We start from the raw sequence: 16,452 nt of genomic DNA, 5'->3' as shown, positions 1-16,452 counted from the left end.
TCTCCGTTGGATTCAGGTGCCGGACCGCGGCTTTTGCAGGCGGTCCCATGTATTGGTGGTAAACGGCTGGGCGCGCAGGACGTGCTTCATCACCTTGTTGGTGGGCGTCTTGGGCAGGGCGTCGACGAACTCGACATAGCGCGGGACCGCGAACCTGGGCAGCCGGGCCAGCGCGTGCTCGACCAGCGCCTGGGGATCCGGCTGCGCGCCGTCGCGCACCACCACGACGATCTTCACGTCGTCGCCGCCGAGCTCGCATGGCACCGCGATCGCCGCCACCTCGAGCACGGCGGCGTCCTCGCTGATGGCGCGCTCGACCTCGAAAGCGGATACGTTCTCGCCCCGCACGCGGATCGCGTCCTTGATGCGGCCGGTAAAGTAGAGGTCGCCGTCGGCGTCCAGCTTGCCGGAGTCGCCCGTGTGGAACCACAGGTCTTTCCAGGCGGCGACGGTCGCCGCCGGATCGCCGTCGTAGCCGGCCATCAGGGCGCCGGGCTCGGCGGCCCGCACCAGGATCTCGCCCACGGCATCGGCGGGCAGGGCCTGGCCGTGCTCATCGGCGATGCGTATCTCGAACCCGGGCGCGACACGCCCGGCGCTGCCGGCCTTGGCCGATCCGTGCGGCACGTAGCAGGGCACGTTGGCCTCGGTGGATCCATAGCCGGAACGCAGGTCGACGCCGAAGCGCTCGCGGAACGCCACGAGGTCGTCGGCGGCCCCGCCGATGCCCCAGCCGACCCGCAAGGTCGATCCCTTGCTGTCCGCCTGGGTGGTCGACTTCAACAGGATGTGCAGGATCTCGCCGATGTAGTAGAAAGCGGTGCAGCCGTGCTCCCGCACCTCGGGCCAGAAACGCGATGCGCTGAAGCGTTCGGTCAGCACCATGCGGGCGCCGACCAGCATGACGGGGATGGTCAGCATCGCCTGCGCGGTGTTGTGAAACAGCGGGAAGTAGTTGTAGTAGACGTCGTCCGGCCCGAGATGCATGTCCGCGGCCATCATCCGGCCCAGGATGTATTGCTGCGCGTGCGTCAGCAGCACGCCCTTGGACGGGCCGGTCGTGCCGGAGGTGTTCATGACCGCGCCGATGTCCGCGCCGCCGACATCGGCGCAGCCCGGCACCGGGGCGTCGGAGGCGCCCGCGACCAGCTCGGCGTAATCGAGCCCGCGGGTGGCGGCCGCCTGCGCCGGGTCCGCGTCCAGCAACAGCAGCACCGGCCGGCTGTCGAGGCCTTCGAGCGCAGCTTCCAGCTCGGGCAGCAGGGCGGCCTGGACCACCACGGCGTCGATTCCCGAGCGCTTGAAGGTATGGGCAATCTGCGGAGCGCGGTAATCCGTGTTGATCGGCACCTGCACGGCCCCGAGCCGGGACAGGCCGAACCACAGGTCCAGATACTCGAGGCGGTTGTGCAGATCGATGGCGACGCGATCGCCTTGCTTGACGCCGGCGGCGGCCAGCGCGTGGGCGGCCCGGTTGGCGCGCCGGTCGGCTTCCGAGTAGGTCAGCCACTGTCCGTTGAAGTGCACAAAGGGCCGATCCGGCGCGGCTTCGGCCTGCCTGGCAAGAATCTTCGCCGCGACCCGTTCGCCAAGCGGTAGCGGATCTTCCGAGGGGGCAGCCAGGCCGCCGCCAAGCGGGAATCCGAATTGGAGCGGATGTTTTGAATGATCAGTCATTCGATTATTTTCCTGAGCCATGTTTGAACCAATGCGAGTTTCGATGTGTCCGCCGGGGCCGCGCGCCGCGGTCAGTCGTCCAGCACTTTGCCCAGCACGGGATTGGGCGCATATGCCCAGTATCGAGCGTACTCGTTTGCCACCACGATGCAACGGCCGTTTTCCCCCTCCAGGGCGGGGCCGCGCAAGGCGCTCAGTCTGCCCTTGCCTTCGACGAGCGCGACATGGCCGGGCGGCTCGCCGGCGCCGGATTCGTAGCGGATGACCCTCATCTGGCTGACCTGGGCGTGCGGTTCGTAGGTGGCGCGCAGGTCGTCGATCAGCGCGGCGGCCGCGCTTTGCGCGATGCCGCGGTAGTGCAGCAGCAGCAGGCGCGGCGCCTGGCAGGCTTGCGCCTGGCCGGGGTAGATCTGTTCTCCGGTGACGCGCCACAGGCCCTTGACCTTGCGCAGTATCCGCTGGGACCACGGGCTGAAGCGCTCGCCCGCCATGTTGCGATAGGACGCGCCTTCCAGCACGGCAGGCGAGCTCAGGTCATACGCCGCCATATAGCGCGGAAACCCGTCCAGGCACACGTATCGCCGGGCCGTCTCGAAGCCGTCGACGGCCGCGCGCTCGGGAAGGTGTTCGGTGTCGTACCACTCGTTGAACTCTTCGTCCATGGCGGATGGCGGTTCCATGGTCACCATCAGAAAGCCCTTGCTGTTCATAGTCGGTTGCGACTCCCCCGCCGTTGTCCGTGCGCTTGAAATTGACATCGAATGAATGTTCATTTAGCTTACGTGACACCCTTTTGCCCGTCAACAGGATATTTCCCTGGAACCACGATCAAGGCTGATATGAACTACGACGACTTCAAGCACATCGACTTCGACCGCCGCCCGGATGGCGTGCTGCTGGCCACGTTGAATCGCCCCGACGTAATGAACGCCACCAATGCGCGCCTGCATTGGGAACTGAGCAAGCTGTGGAACGTGATCAACGACGACGCCAGCGTGAAGGTGGTGGTGGTGACCGGCGCCGGCGACCGGGCCTTCTCGGCCGGCGGCGACCTGGAATGGATCGAAGGCATGATCGGCAATCCGGAGGTGGTCACGGCCGTCATGAAGGAAGTGGCGGATATCGTCTACAACATGCTCGCCTGCGAGAAGCCGATCATCTCGGCCATCAACGGCACGGCGGTGGGCGCCGGCCTGGCGGTCGCGCTGCTGGCCGACGTGAGCGTCATTGCCGAGGACGCGACGTTCACCGATGGCCATGCCCGTATCGGCGTGGCCGCCGGCGATCACGCCGCCATCGTCTGGCCCTTGCTGTGCGGCATGGCCAAGGCCAAGTACTACCTGATGACCGCGGACTTCATCAATGGCAAGGAAGCGGAGCGGCTGGGCCTGGTCACCTTCGCCGTCGCCCGCGACGAACTCATGGCGCGGGCGATGAACATTGCCGCCAAGCTGGCGCGGGGCAGCCAGACCGCCATCCGCGGCACCAAGAAGGCGCTGAACAACTGGATGCATATGGCCGGTCCGATCTTCGATGCGTCGCTCGGCATCGAGATGCTCGGATTCCTTGGCGCGGATGCCCGCGAGGGCCTGGACGCGGTGCGCAACAAGCGGACTCCCGATTTTCCATCCGCCCGGCTGCCCTGAGCCACGGCGCGGCCATGCATTGCCATCGCCCGTGAGCAGGATGGCGGGTAGATACACAAAATTGAATGACTAGCCATTCAATTTCATGATAAATTCGCCTCGCCTGGAAAGCCGGCCCCGGATGGGGCCGGCCGCACCCGGCGCCAACAAATGATGGTCTGCGAAAGATCCACGAGGAGACGTTGAGATGGGGAGTTCGATTTTCCGGCGGGCCGTGCCTGCGCTGGCCGCGCTGGCTTTTTCCGCGTTGTGCGCCCATGCCGGCGCCGCGCCGTTTCCGAGCAAGGACAGGCCGGTGCGGCTGATCGTACCCTTCACGGCGGGCAGCTCCTTCGACGCGGGCGCACGCGCCTATGCGCAGGCGCTGTCCGAGGATCTGGGCGCGAACGTGGTGGTGGAAAACCGGCCGGGCGCCGATGGCGTCATCGGGGTTTCGGCGGCGAAAACCGCCGCGCCTGACGGATACACGATTCTGTTCACCTCCCTGTCGACCCAGGTCGTGAACCCGCATATCTTCAAGAAGCTGGCCTACGATCCGATCAACGACTTCATTCCCCTGGTCGGGACCATGAAAACGACCCTGGTCATGGCGGTAGGGCCGTCGTTCCCGCAAGGTACGGCCGCCGACTTTCTCGAGGCCGCCAGGAAGAACCCCGGCAAGCATACCTATGCCAGCTACACCGCCACCACCAAAATGGCCGGCCAGATGGTGGCCAAGGCGGCGAGCGTGGACTACCTGAATATCCCGTACAAGTCGCTCAATGACGCCATGTCGAACATGCTGGGCGGGCTGGTCGACATGATCGCGGCGGACATGCCGTCGATCCAGCCGTTCTTCTCGAAAGGCGTGCGGCCCCTCGCCGTGCTCGCGCCCACGAGGCTGAGCGCCTATCCCGACATTCCCACGCTGGCGGAATACGGCCTCGCCGATGTCGATATCGCGGGCTGGTTCGCCGCCTATGTTCCCAAGGGTACGCCGGCCGACGTGACGCAGATCCTCACGGATTCGCTGCGCAAGGCGGCCAAGAGCAAGTATGTGGGCGATTTTGTCACCACCTTCGGGATAGAAACCTTCCCCCTCGAAGGAGAGGCCCTGTCGACCTACCAGAAGGCCGAGCTGGAAAAATGGGGCAAGGCGGTGAGGGAAGCCGGACTGTACGGCACGCTCTGACCATGCAAGACGATCCCATGGCGGGCGGCATCGATGAGATCCGCGACAGGATGGCAATCCAGGACGTCATCCTGAAATACGCCCGCGCCATCGACCGCAAGGACTGGGGCGCGGTGCGGGCCGCCTTCCATGAAGGCGCCACCGACGATCATGGCGAATACCAGGGCGGCATAGACGGGATGATCGAATGGATCGCGCGACGCCATGCAGCGATCCATCAGTCGATGCATTTCATCGGCAATTCGCTCGTCGAATGGCTGCCCGGCCGCAGGGCCCTGGTGGAAACCTATTACCAGGCCCACTTCACGCTGGACGGCGAGGCGCGCGAGGCCAGGGCGCTGTGGCTGGATGGCCAGGCTGGCGGCGGCGCCAACCTGATCGTGCTGGGCAGGTACATCGATGTGTTCGCGGCCAGGCCGGACTGGCGCGTCGCCGAACGAACCAATGTCTATGAGTCGGTGCTTGCGCCGCAGCAGCCGCCATCGGGGCGCAATCCCGCCAATCATTGGTCCACCCGCGACCGGCACGACATGTACTTCAAGATACGCCGGGACCTGCTTCCGGACGCGCCATAGGCGCACGCAAGGCCTGCATGGCCGCCCGGCGCCAGGATATGCTGGGGCAGGGCCGGAGTCCGTCATTGGCAGAGGAATGCATGACCACGGAAGACAAGGTAGACCTTTTGGTAATCGGCTCGGGCGCGGCCGGATTGAGCGCCGCCATCACCGCGCGCAAGCTGGGGCTCGATGTGCTGGTGGTGGAGAAAACCCCGGTGCTCGGCGGCACGACCGCCGTATCGGGCGGCTGGGCCTGGATTCCCTGCAGCCCGGTCGCGCGCCGCGCCGGCGTGGAGGACTCCACGGAGCAGGCCGTGACGTATCTCAGGCACGAGCTGGGCGAGGCCTACTCCGCGCCTCACGTCGAGGCCTACCTGAAGCACGGCCCCGAGATGGTTGCCTTCCTGGAGGATGCCACCGAGGTCAGGTTTCTCGCGTCGCCGACGTTTCCCGACTACCACTCCGAAGCCCCGGGCGCCGCCATGGGGCGCTCCATCGTCGCGCAACCCTATGACGCGCGCCTGCTGGGCAAGCATATCAAGTTGCTGCGCCGGCCCTTGCGGCAAACCACGCTGTTTGGCCTGAACATCGGATCCGGCACCGAGCTGGGCCATTTCTTCAACGCTACCCGGTCCGTCAAATCCGCCTGTATCGTCTCCAAACGCCTTGCCGCCCATTGCCGGGACCTGCTGCTTTATCGGCGCGGAACCCGGCTTGCCAACGGCAATGCGTTGGCGGCCAGGCTGATAAACAGCGCCATGGACGCCGGCGTCAGGTTCAGCGTCTCCACCCGGGTGGAGAGGCTGGAGCGCGACGGCGACCGCATCGCGGGGGCGTGGGTCAGCGTCGACGGCAAGCCCGCGCGGCTGGTCCGGGCCGACCGCGGGGTGGTGCTGGCATGCGGGGGATTTTCCAACGACGCGGCGTTCAAGCAGGAGCTCTTCAGGCACGTGGCGGCGGGGCGCCCGCATGCTACGCCGGTCATCGCAAGCAACGCCGGCGATGGCCTGCGGCTGGGCATGTCGGCGGGCGGCGTGGTGCGCAACCAGCTGCCGGACAATGCCGCCTGGATGCCGGTCTCCCTGGTCCCCATGCCCGGGCGGGAGGCGGCGGCCTTCCCGCACGTGATCGACCGGGCCAAACCGGGAATGATCGCCGTGCTGCGCAATGGAAAGAGATTCGTCAACGAATCCCACTCGTACCATGACTTCGGCCGTGCGTACATCAAGTCGGGCAGCGACGGCGACATCTTCCTGATCTGCGACCGCCGCGCGCTCAGGCGCTATGGGCTGGGCTTCGTCAAGCCTTTCCCGTTTCCCGTCGGCAAGCACGTGAAGTCGGGCTACCTGATCAGGGGCGAGTCGATCGCGGACCTGGCCGCGAAGGCGGGAATCGACGCCGCGAACCTGGCCGAGACGCTGGCGAGATTCAACGCGGGAGCGCCGAGCGGCATCGACCAGGAGTACGGCAAGGGCAGCACCCGGTACAACCGCTTCCAGGGCGACGGCGGCCACGCCGGCAACCCGTGCGTGGCCGAGATACGCAGCGCGCCGTTCTATGCGGTGAAGCTGCTGATCGGCGACATCGGAACCTTCGCGGGACTGGCGACCGACGAACACGCCCGGGTGCTGGACGGCGACGGACGGATCGTCGCCGGGCTGTTCGCCGCCGGCAACGATATGCAAAGCATCATGGGCGGGAACTATCCCGGCGCGGGCATCAACATCGGCCCCGCGCTGACCTTCGGATATATCGCCGCCCGGGCCGCCGCCAGCCCTGACGCCGGCCGCCCAGGCTGATCCAGGCGGTCGCACGCTGCTGCGACCTTCCGGGCCTGCGTCGCCAGGCCTGGTCCGGCGCCTGAACGAGGGGGCGCCGCGGCGCCCCGCGCCCGCCGCACGATGCGGGCCTCCGACGTCCCTCACTCAGTGAAAACCCTAGTTTCGGGCCCGCGCTTTCGTCGTCAAACTAACTAACTGTTGTTAGGCAGCTAACTACCAGTTGGTAGATTGGCGGCCGACTGAACCTGATCGATACCCCCAAGTCGAGGTGGACATGACGACGCAAGTAAAGCCTATCCGTTCCTTTCTTTTCGTTCCCGGCAACAAGGAGTCCATGCTCGACAAGGCTGCGCTAGCCAAGGCCGACGCACTGATTCTCGATCTCGAAGACAGCGTGCCGCCGGCCGAGAAGCTGGCCGCGCGCGAGCTGGTCGCGCGGAAAATCCCCGCGCTGATCGCCCAGGGCCAGCGCATATGGGTGCGCATCAACCGCAGCGCGCACATCTATGACCTGGACGACCTGCTTGCCGTGGCGCTGCCCGGCGTCGAAGGCATCGTCATCTCCAAGCCCTGGGGGCCGGAAGACGTGTACATGGCCTCGAGCATGATCGCCGAGGCCGAAACGCGCGCCAATCTGCCGCTGGGCTCCATCGGCCTGATTCCCCTGCTGGAGACGGCGCGCTCGATGCAGCTGTGCTACGAGATCGCGCAGATGCCGCGCGTGGTCGGCATCGTCGGCGCCACGGCCAAGAACGCCGACATGGGGCGCGCCCTGAAGTTCGTCTGGACGCCGGAAGGCCGCGAAACCGAGTACCTGAAATCCCGCGTGGTCATGGCCGCGCGCGCGGCGGGCAAGCAGGCCATCGGCGGCATCTGGCAACAGATCAAGGACCTGGAGGGGCTGGCCAGGTCTTCCGCCTTCGACCGCCAGCTTGGCATGTCCGGCGAGCTGGCGCTGCATCCGATGCAGGTGGAAACGATCAATCGCACCTATACGCCGACGGCCGAGGACGTGGCGTACTACCAGGGGATGATCGACGCGCTCGACGCCGCCCAGGCACAGGGCCGTGCATCGGTCATGTATGACGGCGAACACATCGACATCGCCCACGTCAAGACCGCGCACGAGGTCATTGCGCTTGCCAAGGCCTTCAACGGCTGAACCCCGCCGCCACAACCCGACATACCCAGGAGATCCATATGGCAGGCCTGTATTTCGAAGACTTCAAACCCGGCATGGTGGTCGAACACGCCATCCGCCGCACCGTCACCGAGACCGACAACGTGCTGTTCTCGGCCATGACCTACAACTGCGCGCCGCTGCACATCGATGCCGAGTACAGCGCGAACAGCATCTACGGCCAGCGCCTGGTCAACAGCATGTTCCTGCTGGCGCTGGTGGCCGGCATCACGGTCTACGAGACCACGCTGGGTACCACGCTGGGGAACCTGGGCTTCGGGGAGATCGCGTTTCCCAAGCCCACCTTCCACGGCGACACCATCCGCGTCGAGACCGAGATTCTCGAAACCCGATTGTCCAGGAGCCGCAAGGATTCCGGCATCGTCACCTTCAGGCACGTGGCCAGGAACCAGCGTGACGAGATCGTGTGCACGGCGGTGCGCACGGGCCTGATGATGCTCAAGCCCGCCGCCTGATGCCGTCGCCACAAGGAGAAGCAGCATGAATTATCAGCTCAGCGAGGAGCAGCAGGCCATCGTCGACGCGGCGGAGAAGATCTGCGCGGATTTCCCCCATTCGTACTGGCGCGAAAAGGACAAGAAGCATGAATTTCCCCATGAGTTCTTCGAGGCCGTCGCCAGCGGCGGCTGGCTGGGGATCTGCATGCCGGAGGAGGTGGGCGGGGCGAACCTGGGCGTGACCGAGGCCGCGCTGTTCATGCGCGTGGTGGCCGAGTGCGGCGGGCAGGCCGCGGCTTCGAGCATCCACATGAACATTTTCGGCCTGCAGCCGGTGGTGCATTTCGCCACGCAGGCGCAGAAGCAGGCCTGGCTGCCGCCCTTCGGCCGCGGCGAACACAAGGCGTGCTTCGCCGTCACCGAGCCCGACCCCGGCCTGGACACGACCAAGCTGAAGACCGTGGCCAGGAAGCAGCCCGACGGCAGCTACCTGATCACAGGGAAGAAAGTCTTCATCTCGACCGCGCAGGTGGCCGATCACATGCTGATCCTGGCCCGCACGACGCCGATCGAGGAGGTGAAGAAGCACAGCGAAGGGCTGAGCCTGTTCTACACCAAACTGGATCGCAAGTACGTCGACATCCGGGAGATCGACAAGCTGGGCCGGGGGGCGGTGGATACGAACGAGTTGTTCATCGACAACCTGCCGGTGGCCAAGGACGCGCTGATCGGCGAAGAGGGCAAGGGGTTGTCCTATATCTTCCACGGCATGAACGCCGAGCGCGTCCTGGTGGCGGCGGAGCAGGTCGGCATGGGCCGCGCCGTGCTGAAGCTGGCCACGCAGTATGCCAAGGAGCGCGTGGTGTTCGGCCGTCCCATCGGCAAGAACCAGGGAATCCAGCATCCCCTGGCGCGCAGCTGGGCCGAGCTGGAGGCCGCCAATCACATGATGCTCGCCGCGGCGGACCTGTACGACCGCGGGGAGTCCTGCGGGTCGGAGGCCAATGCGGCCAAGCTGCTGGCGTCCGAGGCCTGCATGCAAGCGTGCCAGAACTCGATCCTGACGCACGGCGGCTACGGATATGCGAAGGAGTACCACGTGGAGCGTTTCATGCGCGAGGCCTGGATCGGCTACATCGCGCCTGTTTCGCCGCAGCTGGTCTTGTCGAACATCGCCGAGCGCAAGCTGGGGCTGCCCAAGTCGTACTGACCGGCGGAGGCGGATGTTCCCGATAATGGTTGCGGCGCCAACCCGGCCTTCGATGGCAGGGACGCGACCGCGCAGGGCTTGAGGAGACGGCCATGGCAGTAACAGGACCTTTGGAAGGTATACGCGTTCTTGATTTGACCGTGGCGCTGGCCGGCCCGTTGGGCTCGCTGCTGCTGGGCGGCCTGGGCGCCGAAGTGATCCGGGTCGAATCGCCGGGCGGCGGCGACATCGCGCGCAACAATCCGCCCTATGTCGGCAAGGACGGCATCCACTTCGGCGTCAGGCACGAGGACGAGGTGTCCCTGACCACGCTCAACCGTGCGCGCAACAAGAAAAGCGTCACCTTGAACCTGAAGACCGAGCAGGGCCGGGCGCTCTTCATGGAGCTGGCCAAGGAGTGCGATGTCCTGATCGAGAACGCCAGCGAGGGCACCACGGCCCGCCTGGGCGTGGACTACGAGAGCGTGCGCAAGGCCAACCCGAAGATCGTCTACGCTTCGGTCAAGGCCTTCGGCGAGCCCAGCCCGTATCCCAAGCTCAAGGGCATGGACATCATCGTGCAGGCGCTCTCGGGCATCATGGACGTGACCGGCGTGCCCGATGGCCCGCCCACGCGCTGGGCGCTGCCGATTGCCGACATGGTCGCGCCCCTGTACGCGGTAAACGGGATTCTTGCCGCGCTGATCCATCGCGGCAAGACGGGCGAGGGGCAGTGCGTGCAGGTATCGATGCTCGATTGCCTGGCCTCGCTGGTCGCCGAGGAGCACTTCGACGTGTTCATGGAGCACGGTTATCCCAAGCGCTCGGGCAATTTCCATGACCGGCTGGTGCCGTTCGGGGTCTATGGCACCTCCGACGGCCATGTGGCGATGGTGGCCTTCCAGCCGGACTGGTTCCGCAGTCTCATGCAGGCCATCGGCAAGCCCGAGCTGGCCGAGGATCCGCGCTATGCCACGCGCGGGCCGCGGATGAAGCACGCGGCCGAGCTCAACGCCATGATCGAAGACTGGACGCGCCGCCATACCAGCGCCGAAGTCATGCACGAGTTGCAGGAAAAGCGGGGCGTGCCGGCCGCGCCGGTGCGCTCCCCCCAGGAGGTGCTGCGGGATCCGGCATTGCGGCAACGCGGCGCGGTGGTCAAGCTGGAGCACCCGGGCCTGGCCAATATCGACGCCATGGGCATGGGCCTGCCGATCCAGTTTTCCGGCACGCCGTCGAAGTTCGGGCAACCCGCCCAGGAACTCGGGGCATCCAACCACGAGATCTACCAGGGCTTGCTCAAGCTGTCCGATGCCCGGCTCGACCAGCTGCGCAGCGAAGGGGTGATCTGAGATGGGCGATGCTGCGATGGCCGGCCGCCGTCCCGGCCCGCTTGCCGGCGTGAAGGTGGTCGAGATCGCGGGCATCGGCCCGGGGCCGCTGGCCGCCATGTTCCTCGCCGACCTGGGCGCCACGGTGATCCGCGTGGACCGCAAGCAGCCATCGGGACTGGGGGCGCCGCGCCCGGTGCGGTTCGACCTGGGGCTGCGCAACCGCAAGTCCATCCGCGTCGATCTCAAGGACCCGGCCGCCGTCGGGATGGTGCTGGAATTGCTCGGCCAGGCCGACGCCCTGATCGAGGGCTTTCGCCCGGGGGTGATGGAGCGCCTGGGGCTGGGGCCGGACGTGTGCCTGGCCCGCAACCCGCGGCTGGTCTATGGCCGGGTGACGGGCTGGGGGCAGGACGGGCCGCTGGCCAGGATGGCGGGGCACGATCTGAACTACATCTCCATCACGGGCGCCCTGCATGCCATGGGCCGGGCCGGGCAGGCGCCCACGCCGCCGCTCAATGTGCTGGGCGATTACGCGGGCGGATCGCTGTACCTGGCCTTCGGCCTGCTGGCCGGCATACTGGAGGCGCGCGGTTCGGGCCAGGGCCAGGTGGTCGATGCCGCCATGGTGGATGGCGTGGCGTCGCTCATGACGGTGATCATGGGCATGCATGGCGCGGGCATGCACGGCAAGCAGCGCGGCACCAACCTGGTCGATACGGGCGCGCCCTGCTATGAGGTGTACGAGTGCGCGGACGGCAAGTATGTGTCGGTGGCGCCGATCGAGGACAAGTTCTACCGGCTGTTGCTGGAGAAACTGCAGCTGCAGGACCATCCGCTGCTGCAGAAGCAAATGGACCGCGCCGCGTGGCCCGAAGCAAAGCAGGTGCTGGCGGCACGGTTCAGGGAACGCACGCGCGACGAATGGACCGAAATCCTGGGGGCATCGGACGCCTGCCTGGCGCCGGTGCTGGATTTCGACGAAGCGCGCGCGCATCCGCATATCCGCGCGCGCGGCACGCTGGTCGACATCGAGGGGGTCGTCCATCCCGCGCCGGGACCGCGCTTTTCGCGCACCCCGGCGGCGCGGCCCGAACCGCCCGCGCCGCCCGATACCGGCAATGCCGTCGCCGCGCTGCGCGGCTGGCTGCCCGACGAGCAAATCCTCGCATACCAGGAAAGGCAGACCTTTATCTAAGGAGACGATCATGACGTTTGCGCCCACATTCTTCGGCGCCGCGGCGCTGGCCGCGCTGGCTGTGCTGGCCAGCCCCGCCATGGGAGCGGATTTCCCCGACGGCAAGCCCGTGCGCATCATCGTGCCGACCGGCGTGGGGTCGGGCACGGACCTGACCGCACGCCAGATCGCCGCCAGCATGGGCAAGGCATGGAACGTACCGGTGGTGGTCGAGAACAAGGCCGGCGCCAGCGGCATGATAGGCACGGAGTCCGTGGCCAAGGCGACGCCAGACGGACATACCTTGCTGGCCACCTATGCGCAGCACTACACCAATCAACTGGTGATGAAGACGCCCTACGATGCCGTCGAGGACTTCGAGCCGGTCGCCCGCGTCGCCAACTCGGCGCTGGTGATCTCGGTGTCGACGAATTCGCCGTACAAGACCCTGGGCGACGTGATCGACGCCGCGAGGAAGAAGCCGGGCATCATTACCTACGGTTCATCCGGCAACGGCACGACCTCGCACCTGGCGGCGACGCTGTTCGAGGACATGACGAAGGTCAAGCTCAGCCATATTCCGTACAAGGCGCCGGGCCAGGTGGCGCTGGACGCCGCATCGGGGCAGATCGACCTCAGCTTCAACGGCATGTCCACGGTGCTGCCGCTGATCAAGGGCGGCCGCCTGCGTCCCCTGGCGGTGACCACCTTGCAGCGCTCGCAAAGCCTGCCCGATGTGCCGACGGTGGCCGAGGCGGGCTATCCCGGCTACGAGACGGCGTCGCCGATCTGGATATTCGTGCCGCGCGGCACGCCCCAGGCCGTCGTCGACAAACTGTCCGCCGGCATCACCGCGGCGGCCCGCACGACCGAGTTCAAGGACTTGTGCCAGCAGCAGGGCCTGGAGGTGGACATCCAGGACGCCGCGACCGCCAAGGCGGCCGGCCCGGGAGAGCTGGAGAAATGGCGCAAGCTGATGAGCACGGCCGGCGCGGCGAAGAACTGAGGAGGCGCGCGTGGCCAACCTTTCCGATATCGCCCAGCCCGCGCTGGACGAGGTATGCGCCGAATGGAACCGCGCGGGCGCGAACTGGGACGCCGACGGCCTGGCCGCCACGTATTGCGAGGACGGCCTGCTGTTTGGCGGGCGCCCCGGCCACTACGTGGGGCGCGCGGCCATACGGTCCTACTTCGCCACCTACGACGGCGTGATCCTGGCCGGCGGCATGACGCTGTCGGAGACGGCGCTGCGCGTGCTCGGCGAGGACTGCGTGCTGGCCCAGGGCATGGTGTGCTTCGCGTTCACGCTGGCCGACCAGGCGCGGACGCGTTCGACCCTGCGCGCCACCCTGGTGCTGCGGCGGGAGGCGGGCCGCTGGCGCATCCTGGAGCACCACTTCTCCTCCGAACCGGCGGCGCCGCCGCTGGGCCGGGACTGATCCGCCGGGAGTCGCATTCATGACTACAGGCCACGCCGACATCGAAGTACTGAAGCGCCTGAGCGCCGGACGCTTCACCTGCCGCGCCTATCTGCCGCGCCAGGTTCCGGAGGCGGTGATCCGCGGCATCGTCGATGTGGCGCGCCGCACCGCCTCGTGGTGCAACACCCAGCCCTGGCAACTGGTGGTTGCGTCGGGCCAGAGCACGGACCGTTTCCGCGCGGCCTTGATGGAGCAGGCGCGCCAGCACCCCGGACTGGATTCCGACTTTCCGTTTCCGGCCGAGTACCGGGGCGTCCACCTGGAGCGGCGGCGCAGGTCGGGCCTGCAGCTCTACGAGGCGCTGGGCATCGAGCGGCACGACAAGGCGCGCCGCGCAAGCCAGTCTTTCGAGAATTTCCGCCTGTTCGGTGCGCCCCATGTGGCGATCGTCACGGTCGCGCGGGAACTGGGCGCGTATGGCGCGGTGGACGTGGGCGGCTTTGTCAGCGCCTTCCTGCTGGCCGCCCACGCCCACGGTGTCGCGACCACGCCGCAGGCGGCGCTGGCGATGCAGTCGGGATTCATTCGGCGGTATTTCGGCCTGGACGAAGGGCGCGCCGTGGTGTGCGGGATTTCGTTCGGCTACGCGGACCACGCGCATCCCGCCAATGGGTACCGTACCGAACGCGCGGAGCTGGACGACATCCTGCGCATGGTTTGACCCATCCGATGGCGGTGACGCCGGAGAACCGAGCATGACATTGTTGATCGACAATCCCGCGCCCCATGTGCGGCGCCTGACGCTGAACCGCCCCGAGCGGATGAACGCCCTGGATGGGCCGACGCTGCAAGCGCTCAACGATGCGGTGCGCGAGTGCGGCGCGGCCGCTGACGTGAAGGTGCTGGTCATTCGCGGCCAGGGGCGGGCGTTCTGCGCGGGCAACGATCTCAAGTGGCTGGCCGGCGGGGTGCTGGCCGACCGCGCGGCCCATATGCGCCACCAGGACCTGATGCAGGATACCTATGAACGGCTGGAGTCGGCGCCGCAGATCGTCGTGGCCAGCATCAACGGCTATGCGATGGCGGGAGGCTTCGAGCTGGCGCTGGCCTGCGACCTGATGATCGCGGATGCCCAGGCCGAGCTGGGCGATGAGCATATCCGCCGCAATCTGTTGCCCAGCGGCGGCAGTTCGCAGCGGTTGCCGCGCAAGCTGGGCCTGCAGCGGGCGATGTACTACCTGGTGACGGGTCGGCGCATGACGGGAGCGCAGGCTTGCGAATTTGGCCTGGCGGCGCGGGCCGTGCCCGCCGAACAACTGGAGCGCGCCACGCTGGAGCTGGCCAGTGAAATCGCCCGTGCCGACGCCCTGGCGCTGGCGTCGATGAAGGAGATGGCGCGCAAGTCCATGGAACTTCCGCTGTCCGATGGATTGCGCCACGAACGCTGGATGCAGCATCGCTATCGAACCCAGTCGCCGTCGCTGGAGACCGGCGTGACGCACTTTGCCGCGGGCCGGAAGGACGGCTGAGAGCGGCCGCGATGCCGCCATGATGTCGCGCCCGGCGCGCGTTTCCAGGGTACGGAACAACCGCGCGGTCCGCATTGACCGGGTTCTGTCTCCACGCATCTAATGCGTACGGGCCAGGCGGCTTAGCCTTCACGAGCCCTTCCGAAGGAGACATCATGAAAACATCGTTTCACCTTGCGGTAACGCTCAAGAGCGGTTTCGCGATCGCCATGCTGGCGGCCGCCAGCTTGAGCCACGCGGAGACCATCAAGCTGGGGATGTCGATTCCCCTGTCCGGCGCCGGCGCCAACTGGGGCAAGGGCTCCGAGTGGCTGTGCGCGAAGGCGGCCGAAGAGATCAAGGCCGCGGGTGGCGTCAAGGTCCAGGGCAAGGTCTACGACTTCGAGTGCATCGGCTACGACAACAAATACAACGCCGCCGAAGGCGCCAAGGTGGCGCAGGCGCTGGTGTCGCGCGACGGCGTGAAGTACGTGGCGGGCAGCATCGGCGTGGCGCCGGTGCGCGCCCTGCAGTCGCTGACCGAGCGCAGGGGAGTGCTGCTGTTCACCGCGGCCTGGGGCAATTCCATCAAAGGGCCGAAGTTTCCGCTGACCTTTACGCAGATGAACTCGGTCAATGAAATCTCCGAGCCCATGATCGCGCACGTCAAGAAGCTGCACCCGGAAATCAAGACCGTGGCGCTGCTCAACCCCAACGACGCGACGGGCCAGGAAACCGAGAAGGTGGCCAAGGCCGCGTGGGAAAAGAATGGCGTGAAAGTACTGGTAAGCGATTGGTATGAGCGCGGCACCAGCGAGTTCCAGCCCATTGCCGCCAAGCTGAATTCCCTCAAGCCAGACCTGGTCGACCTGGCCTCCACGCCGCCGGCCGATGCCGGCCTGGTGTTCCGGGAATTGAAAGCCCTGGGCTGGAACGGCGTGAAGGTGGTGGAAGTGGGCACCGGGGCCGATGGCTTGCTGGCGACCGGCAAGGACGCGGTCGACGGCACGTACCTGGGCGCCGCGGTGGCCGTGGATGGTCTGAGCGCGCATCAGAAAGAGCTGAACGACGGCGTGAAGAAAGTCACCGGCGAGAACATCAATTCGGTGCAGATCGGCTTCTACGACGCGGTGTACGCGATCAAGGCGGCGATGGAAAAGGCCCAGAGCGTGGATCCGGAACAGGTCGCCAAGGCCATGCCCGACGTCAAGTTCCAGTCCTTCTTCGGCGAGGTTGATTTCGGTGGCAAGAGCGTCTATGGCAGCGACCAGCAGATGCAGCTTCCCGTCATCATCACCCAGATATCTGGGACCACGCTGAAGGAAGTCGGCCGCGTGCACAAATAAGCCAGGAGCC

Annotated in this window: 16 protein-coding genes; 14 read left to right on the top strand and 2 right to left on the bottom strand. The window is 66.6% G+C overall.

Annotation, left to right across the window (positions count from 1 at the left end):
- Positions 1-12 precede the first annotated feature (12 nt).
- Complete coding sequence (locus CAL11_RS21425) at positions 13-1,677, bottom strand: ATP-dependent acyl-CoA ligase (RefSeq protein WP_244172863.1); 1,665 nt, start codon at positions 1,675-1,677, stop codon at positions 13-15.
- 71 nt (positions 1,678-1,748) lie between these two features.
- The gene (locus tag CAL11_RS21420; RefSeq protein WP_244172862.1) at positions 1,749-2,357 is read right to left on the bottom strand and encodes a DUF4286 family protein; all 609 of its coding nucleotides are present in this window, start codon (positions 2,355-2,357) and stop codon (positions 1,749-1,751) included.
- 159 nt (positions 2,358-2,516) lie between these two features.
- On the opposite strand from CAL11_RS21420, the gene CAL11_RS21415 reads away from it, so the two are divergent.
- The 14 genes from CAL11_RS21415 to CAL11_RS21350 all read left to right on the top strand — a co-directional run bounded on the left by CAL11_RS21415 (position 2,517) and on the right by CAL11_RS21350 (position 16,442).
- Complete coding sequence (locus CAL11_RS21415; protein ID WP_086094190.1) at positions 2,517-3,323, top strand: enoyl-CoA hydratase/isomerase family protein; 807 nt, start codon at positions 2,517-2,519, stop codon at positions 3,321-3,323.
- A gap of 187 nt (positions 3,324-3,510) precedes the next feature.
- A complete protein-coding gene (locus CAL11_RS21410) occupies positions 3,511-4,494 on the top strand; it encodes a Bug family tripartite tricarboxylate transporter substrate binding protein (RefSeq protein ID WP_086094189.1) in 984 nt (327 codons plus the stop codon).
- A 2-nt stretch (positions 4,495-4,496) separates the two neighbouring features.
- Positions 4,497-5,069, top strand: coding sequence for a nuclear transport factor 2 family protein (locus tag CAL11_RS21405; RefSeq protein ID WP_086094188.1), 573 nt, complete (start codon positions 4,497-4,499; stop codon positions 5,067-5,069).
- A gap of 17 nt (positions 5,070-5,086) precedes the next feature.
- Positions 5,087-6,850, top strand: a complete 1,764-nt coding sequence (locus tag CAL11_RS21400) for an FAD-dependent oxidoreductase (protein ID WP_086094187.1) — start codon at positions 5,087-5,089, stop codon at positions 6,848-6,850.
- 256 nt (positions 6,851-7,106) lie between these two features.
- Complete coding sequence (locus CAL11_RS21395) at positions 7,107-7,994, top strand: HpcH/HpaI aldolase/citrate lyase family protein (RefSeq protein WP_086094186.1); 888 nt, start codon at positions 7,107-7,109, stop codon at positions 7,992-7,994.
- A gap of 38 nt (positions 7,995-8,032) precedes the next feature.
- Positions 8,033-8,488, top strand: coding sequence for a MaoC family dehydratase (locus CAL11_RS21390; RefSeq protein WP_033462873.1), 456 nt, complete (start codon positions 8,033-8,035; stop codon positions 8,486-8,488).
- A gap of 25 nt (positions 8,489-8,513) precedes the next feature.
- Positions 8,514-9,680 (top strand): acyl-CoA dehydrogenase family protein, encoded by a 1,167-nt coding sequence (locus CAL11_RS21385; protein WP_086094185.1) that lies wholly within the window; start codon positions 8,514-8,516, stop codon positions 9,678-9,680.
- A gap of 92 nt (positions 9,681-9,772) precedes the next feature.
- Positions 9,773-11,011: a CaiB/BaiF CoA transferase family protein gene (locus CAL11_RS21380; protein WP_086094184.1), complete on the top strand. Its 1,239-nt coding sequence runs from the start codon at positions 9,773-9,775 to the stop codon at positions 11,009-11,011.
- 1 nt (position 11,012) lies between these two features.
- Positions 11,013-12,188 carry a CaiB/BaiF CoA transferase family protein gene (locus CAL11_RS21375; protein WP_086094183.1) on the top strand — a complete coding sequence of 392 codons (1,176 nt, stop codon included), beginning with the start codon at positions 11,013-11,015 and terminating at the stop codon, positions 12,186-12,188.
- Between the two features lie 10 nt (positions 12,189-12,198).
- The gene (locus CAL11_RS21370; RefSeq protein WP_086094182.1) at positions 12,199-13,173 is read left to right on the top strand and encodes a Bug family tripartite tricarboxylate transporter substrate binding protein; all 975 of its coding nucleotides are present in this window, start codon (positions 12,199-12,201) and stop codon (positions 13,171-13,173) included.
- A 10-nt stretch (positions 13,174-13,183) separates the two neighbouring features.
- Positions 13,184-13,606, top strand: a complete 423-nt coding sequence (locus CAL11_RS21365; RefSeq protein WP_086094181.1) for a YybH family protein — start codon at positions 13,184-13,186, stop codon at positions 13,604-13,606.
- Positions 13,607-13,625: 19 nt separating this feature from the next.
- Positions 13,626-14,309 carry a nitroreductase gene (locus CAL11_RS21360; RefSeq protein ID WP_086094180.1) on the top strand — a complete coding sequence of 228 codons (684 nt, stop codon included), beginning with the start codon at positions 13,626-13,628 and terminating at the stop codon, positions 14,307-14,309.
- 34 nt (positions 14,310-14,343) lie between these two features.
- The gene (locus tag CAL11_RS21355; RefSeq protein WP_086094179.1) at positions 14,344-15,117 is read left to right on the top strand and encodes an enoyl-CoA hydratase/isomerase family protein; all 774 of its coding nucleotides are present in this window, start codon (positions 14,344-14,346) and stop codon (positions 15,115-15,117) included.
- A 155-nt stretch (positions 15,118-15,272) separates the two neighbouring features.
- Complete coding sequence (locus CAL11_RS21350; protein ID WP_033462859.1) at positions 15,273-16,442, top strand: ABC transporter substrate-binding protein; 1,170 nt, start codon at positions 15,273-15,275, stop codon at positions 16,440-16,442.
- The last annotated feature ends 10 nt before the right edge of the window (positions 16,443-16,452 follow it).

Origin of the sequence: Bordetella genomosp. 6, assembly GCF_002119705.1 — a bacterium.
Taxonomy (GTDB): Bacteria; Pseudomonadota; Gammaproteobacteria; order Burkholderiales; family Burkholderiaceae_B; genus Bordetella; species Bordetella bronchiseptica_F.
This window is presented reverse-complemented; position numbering and strand designations above follow the sequence as displayed.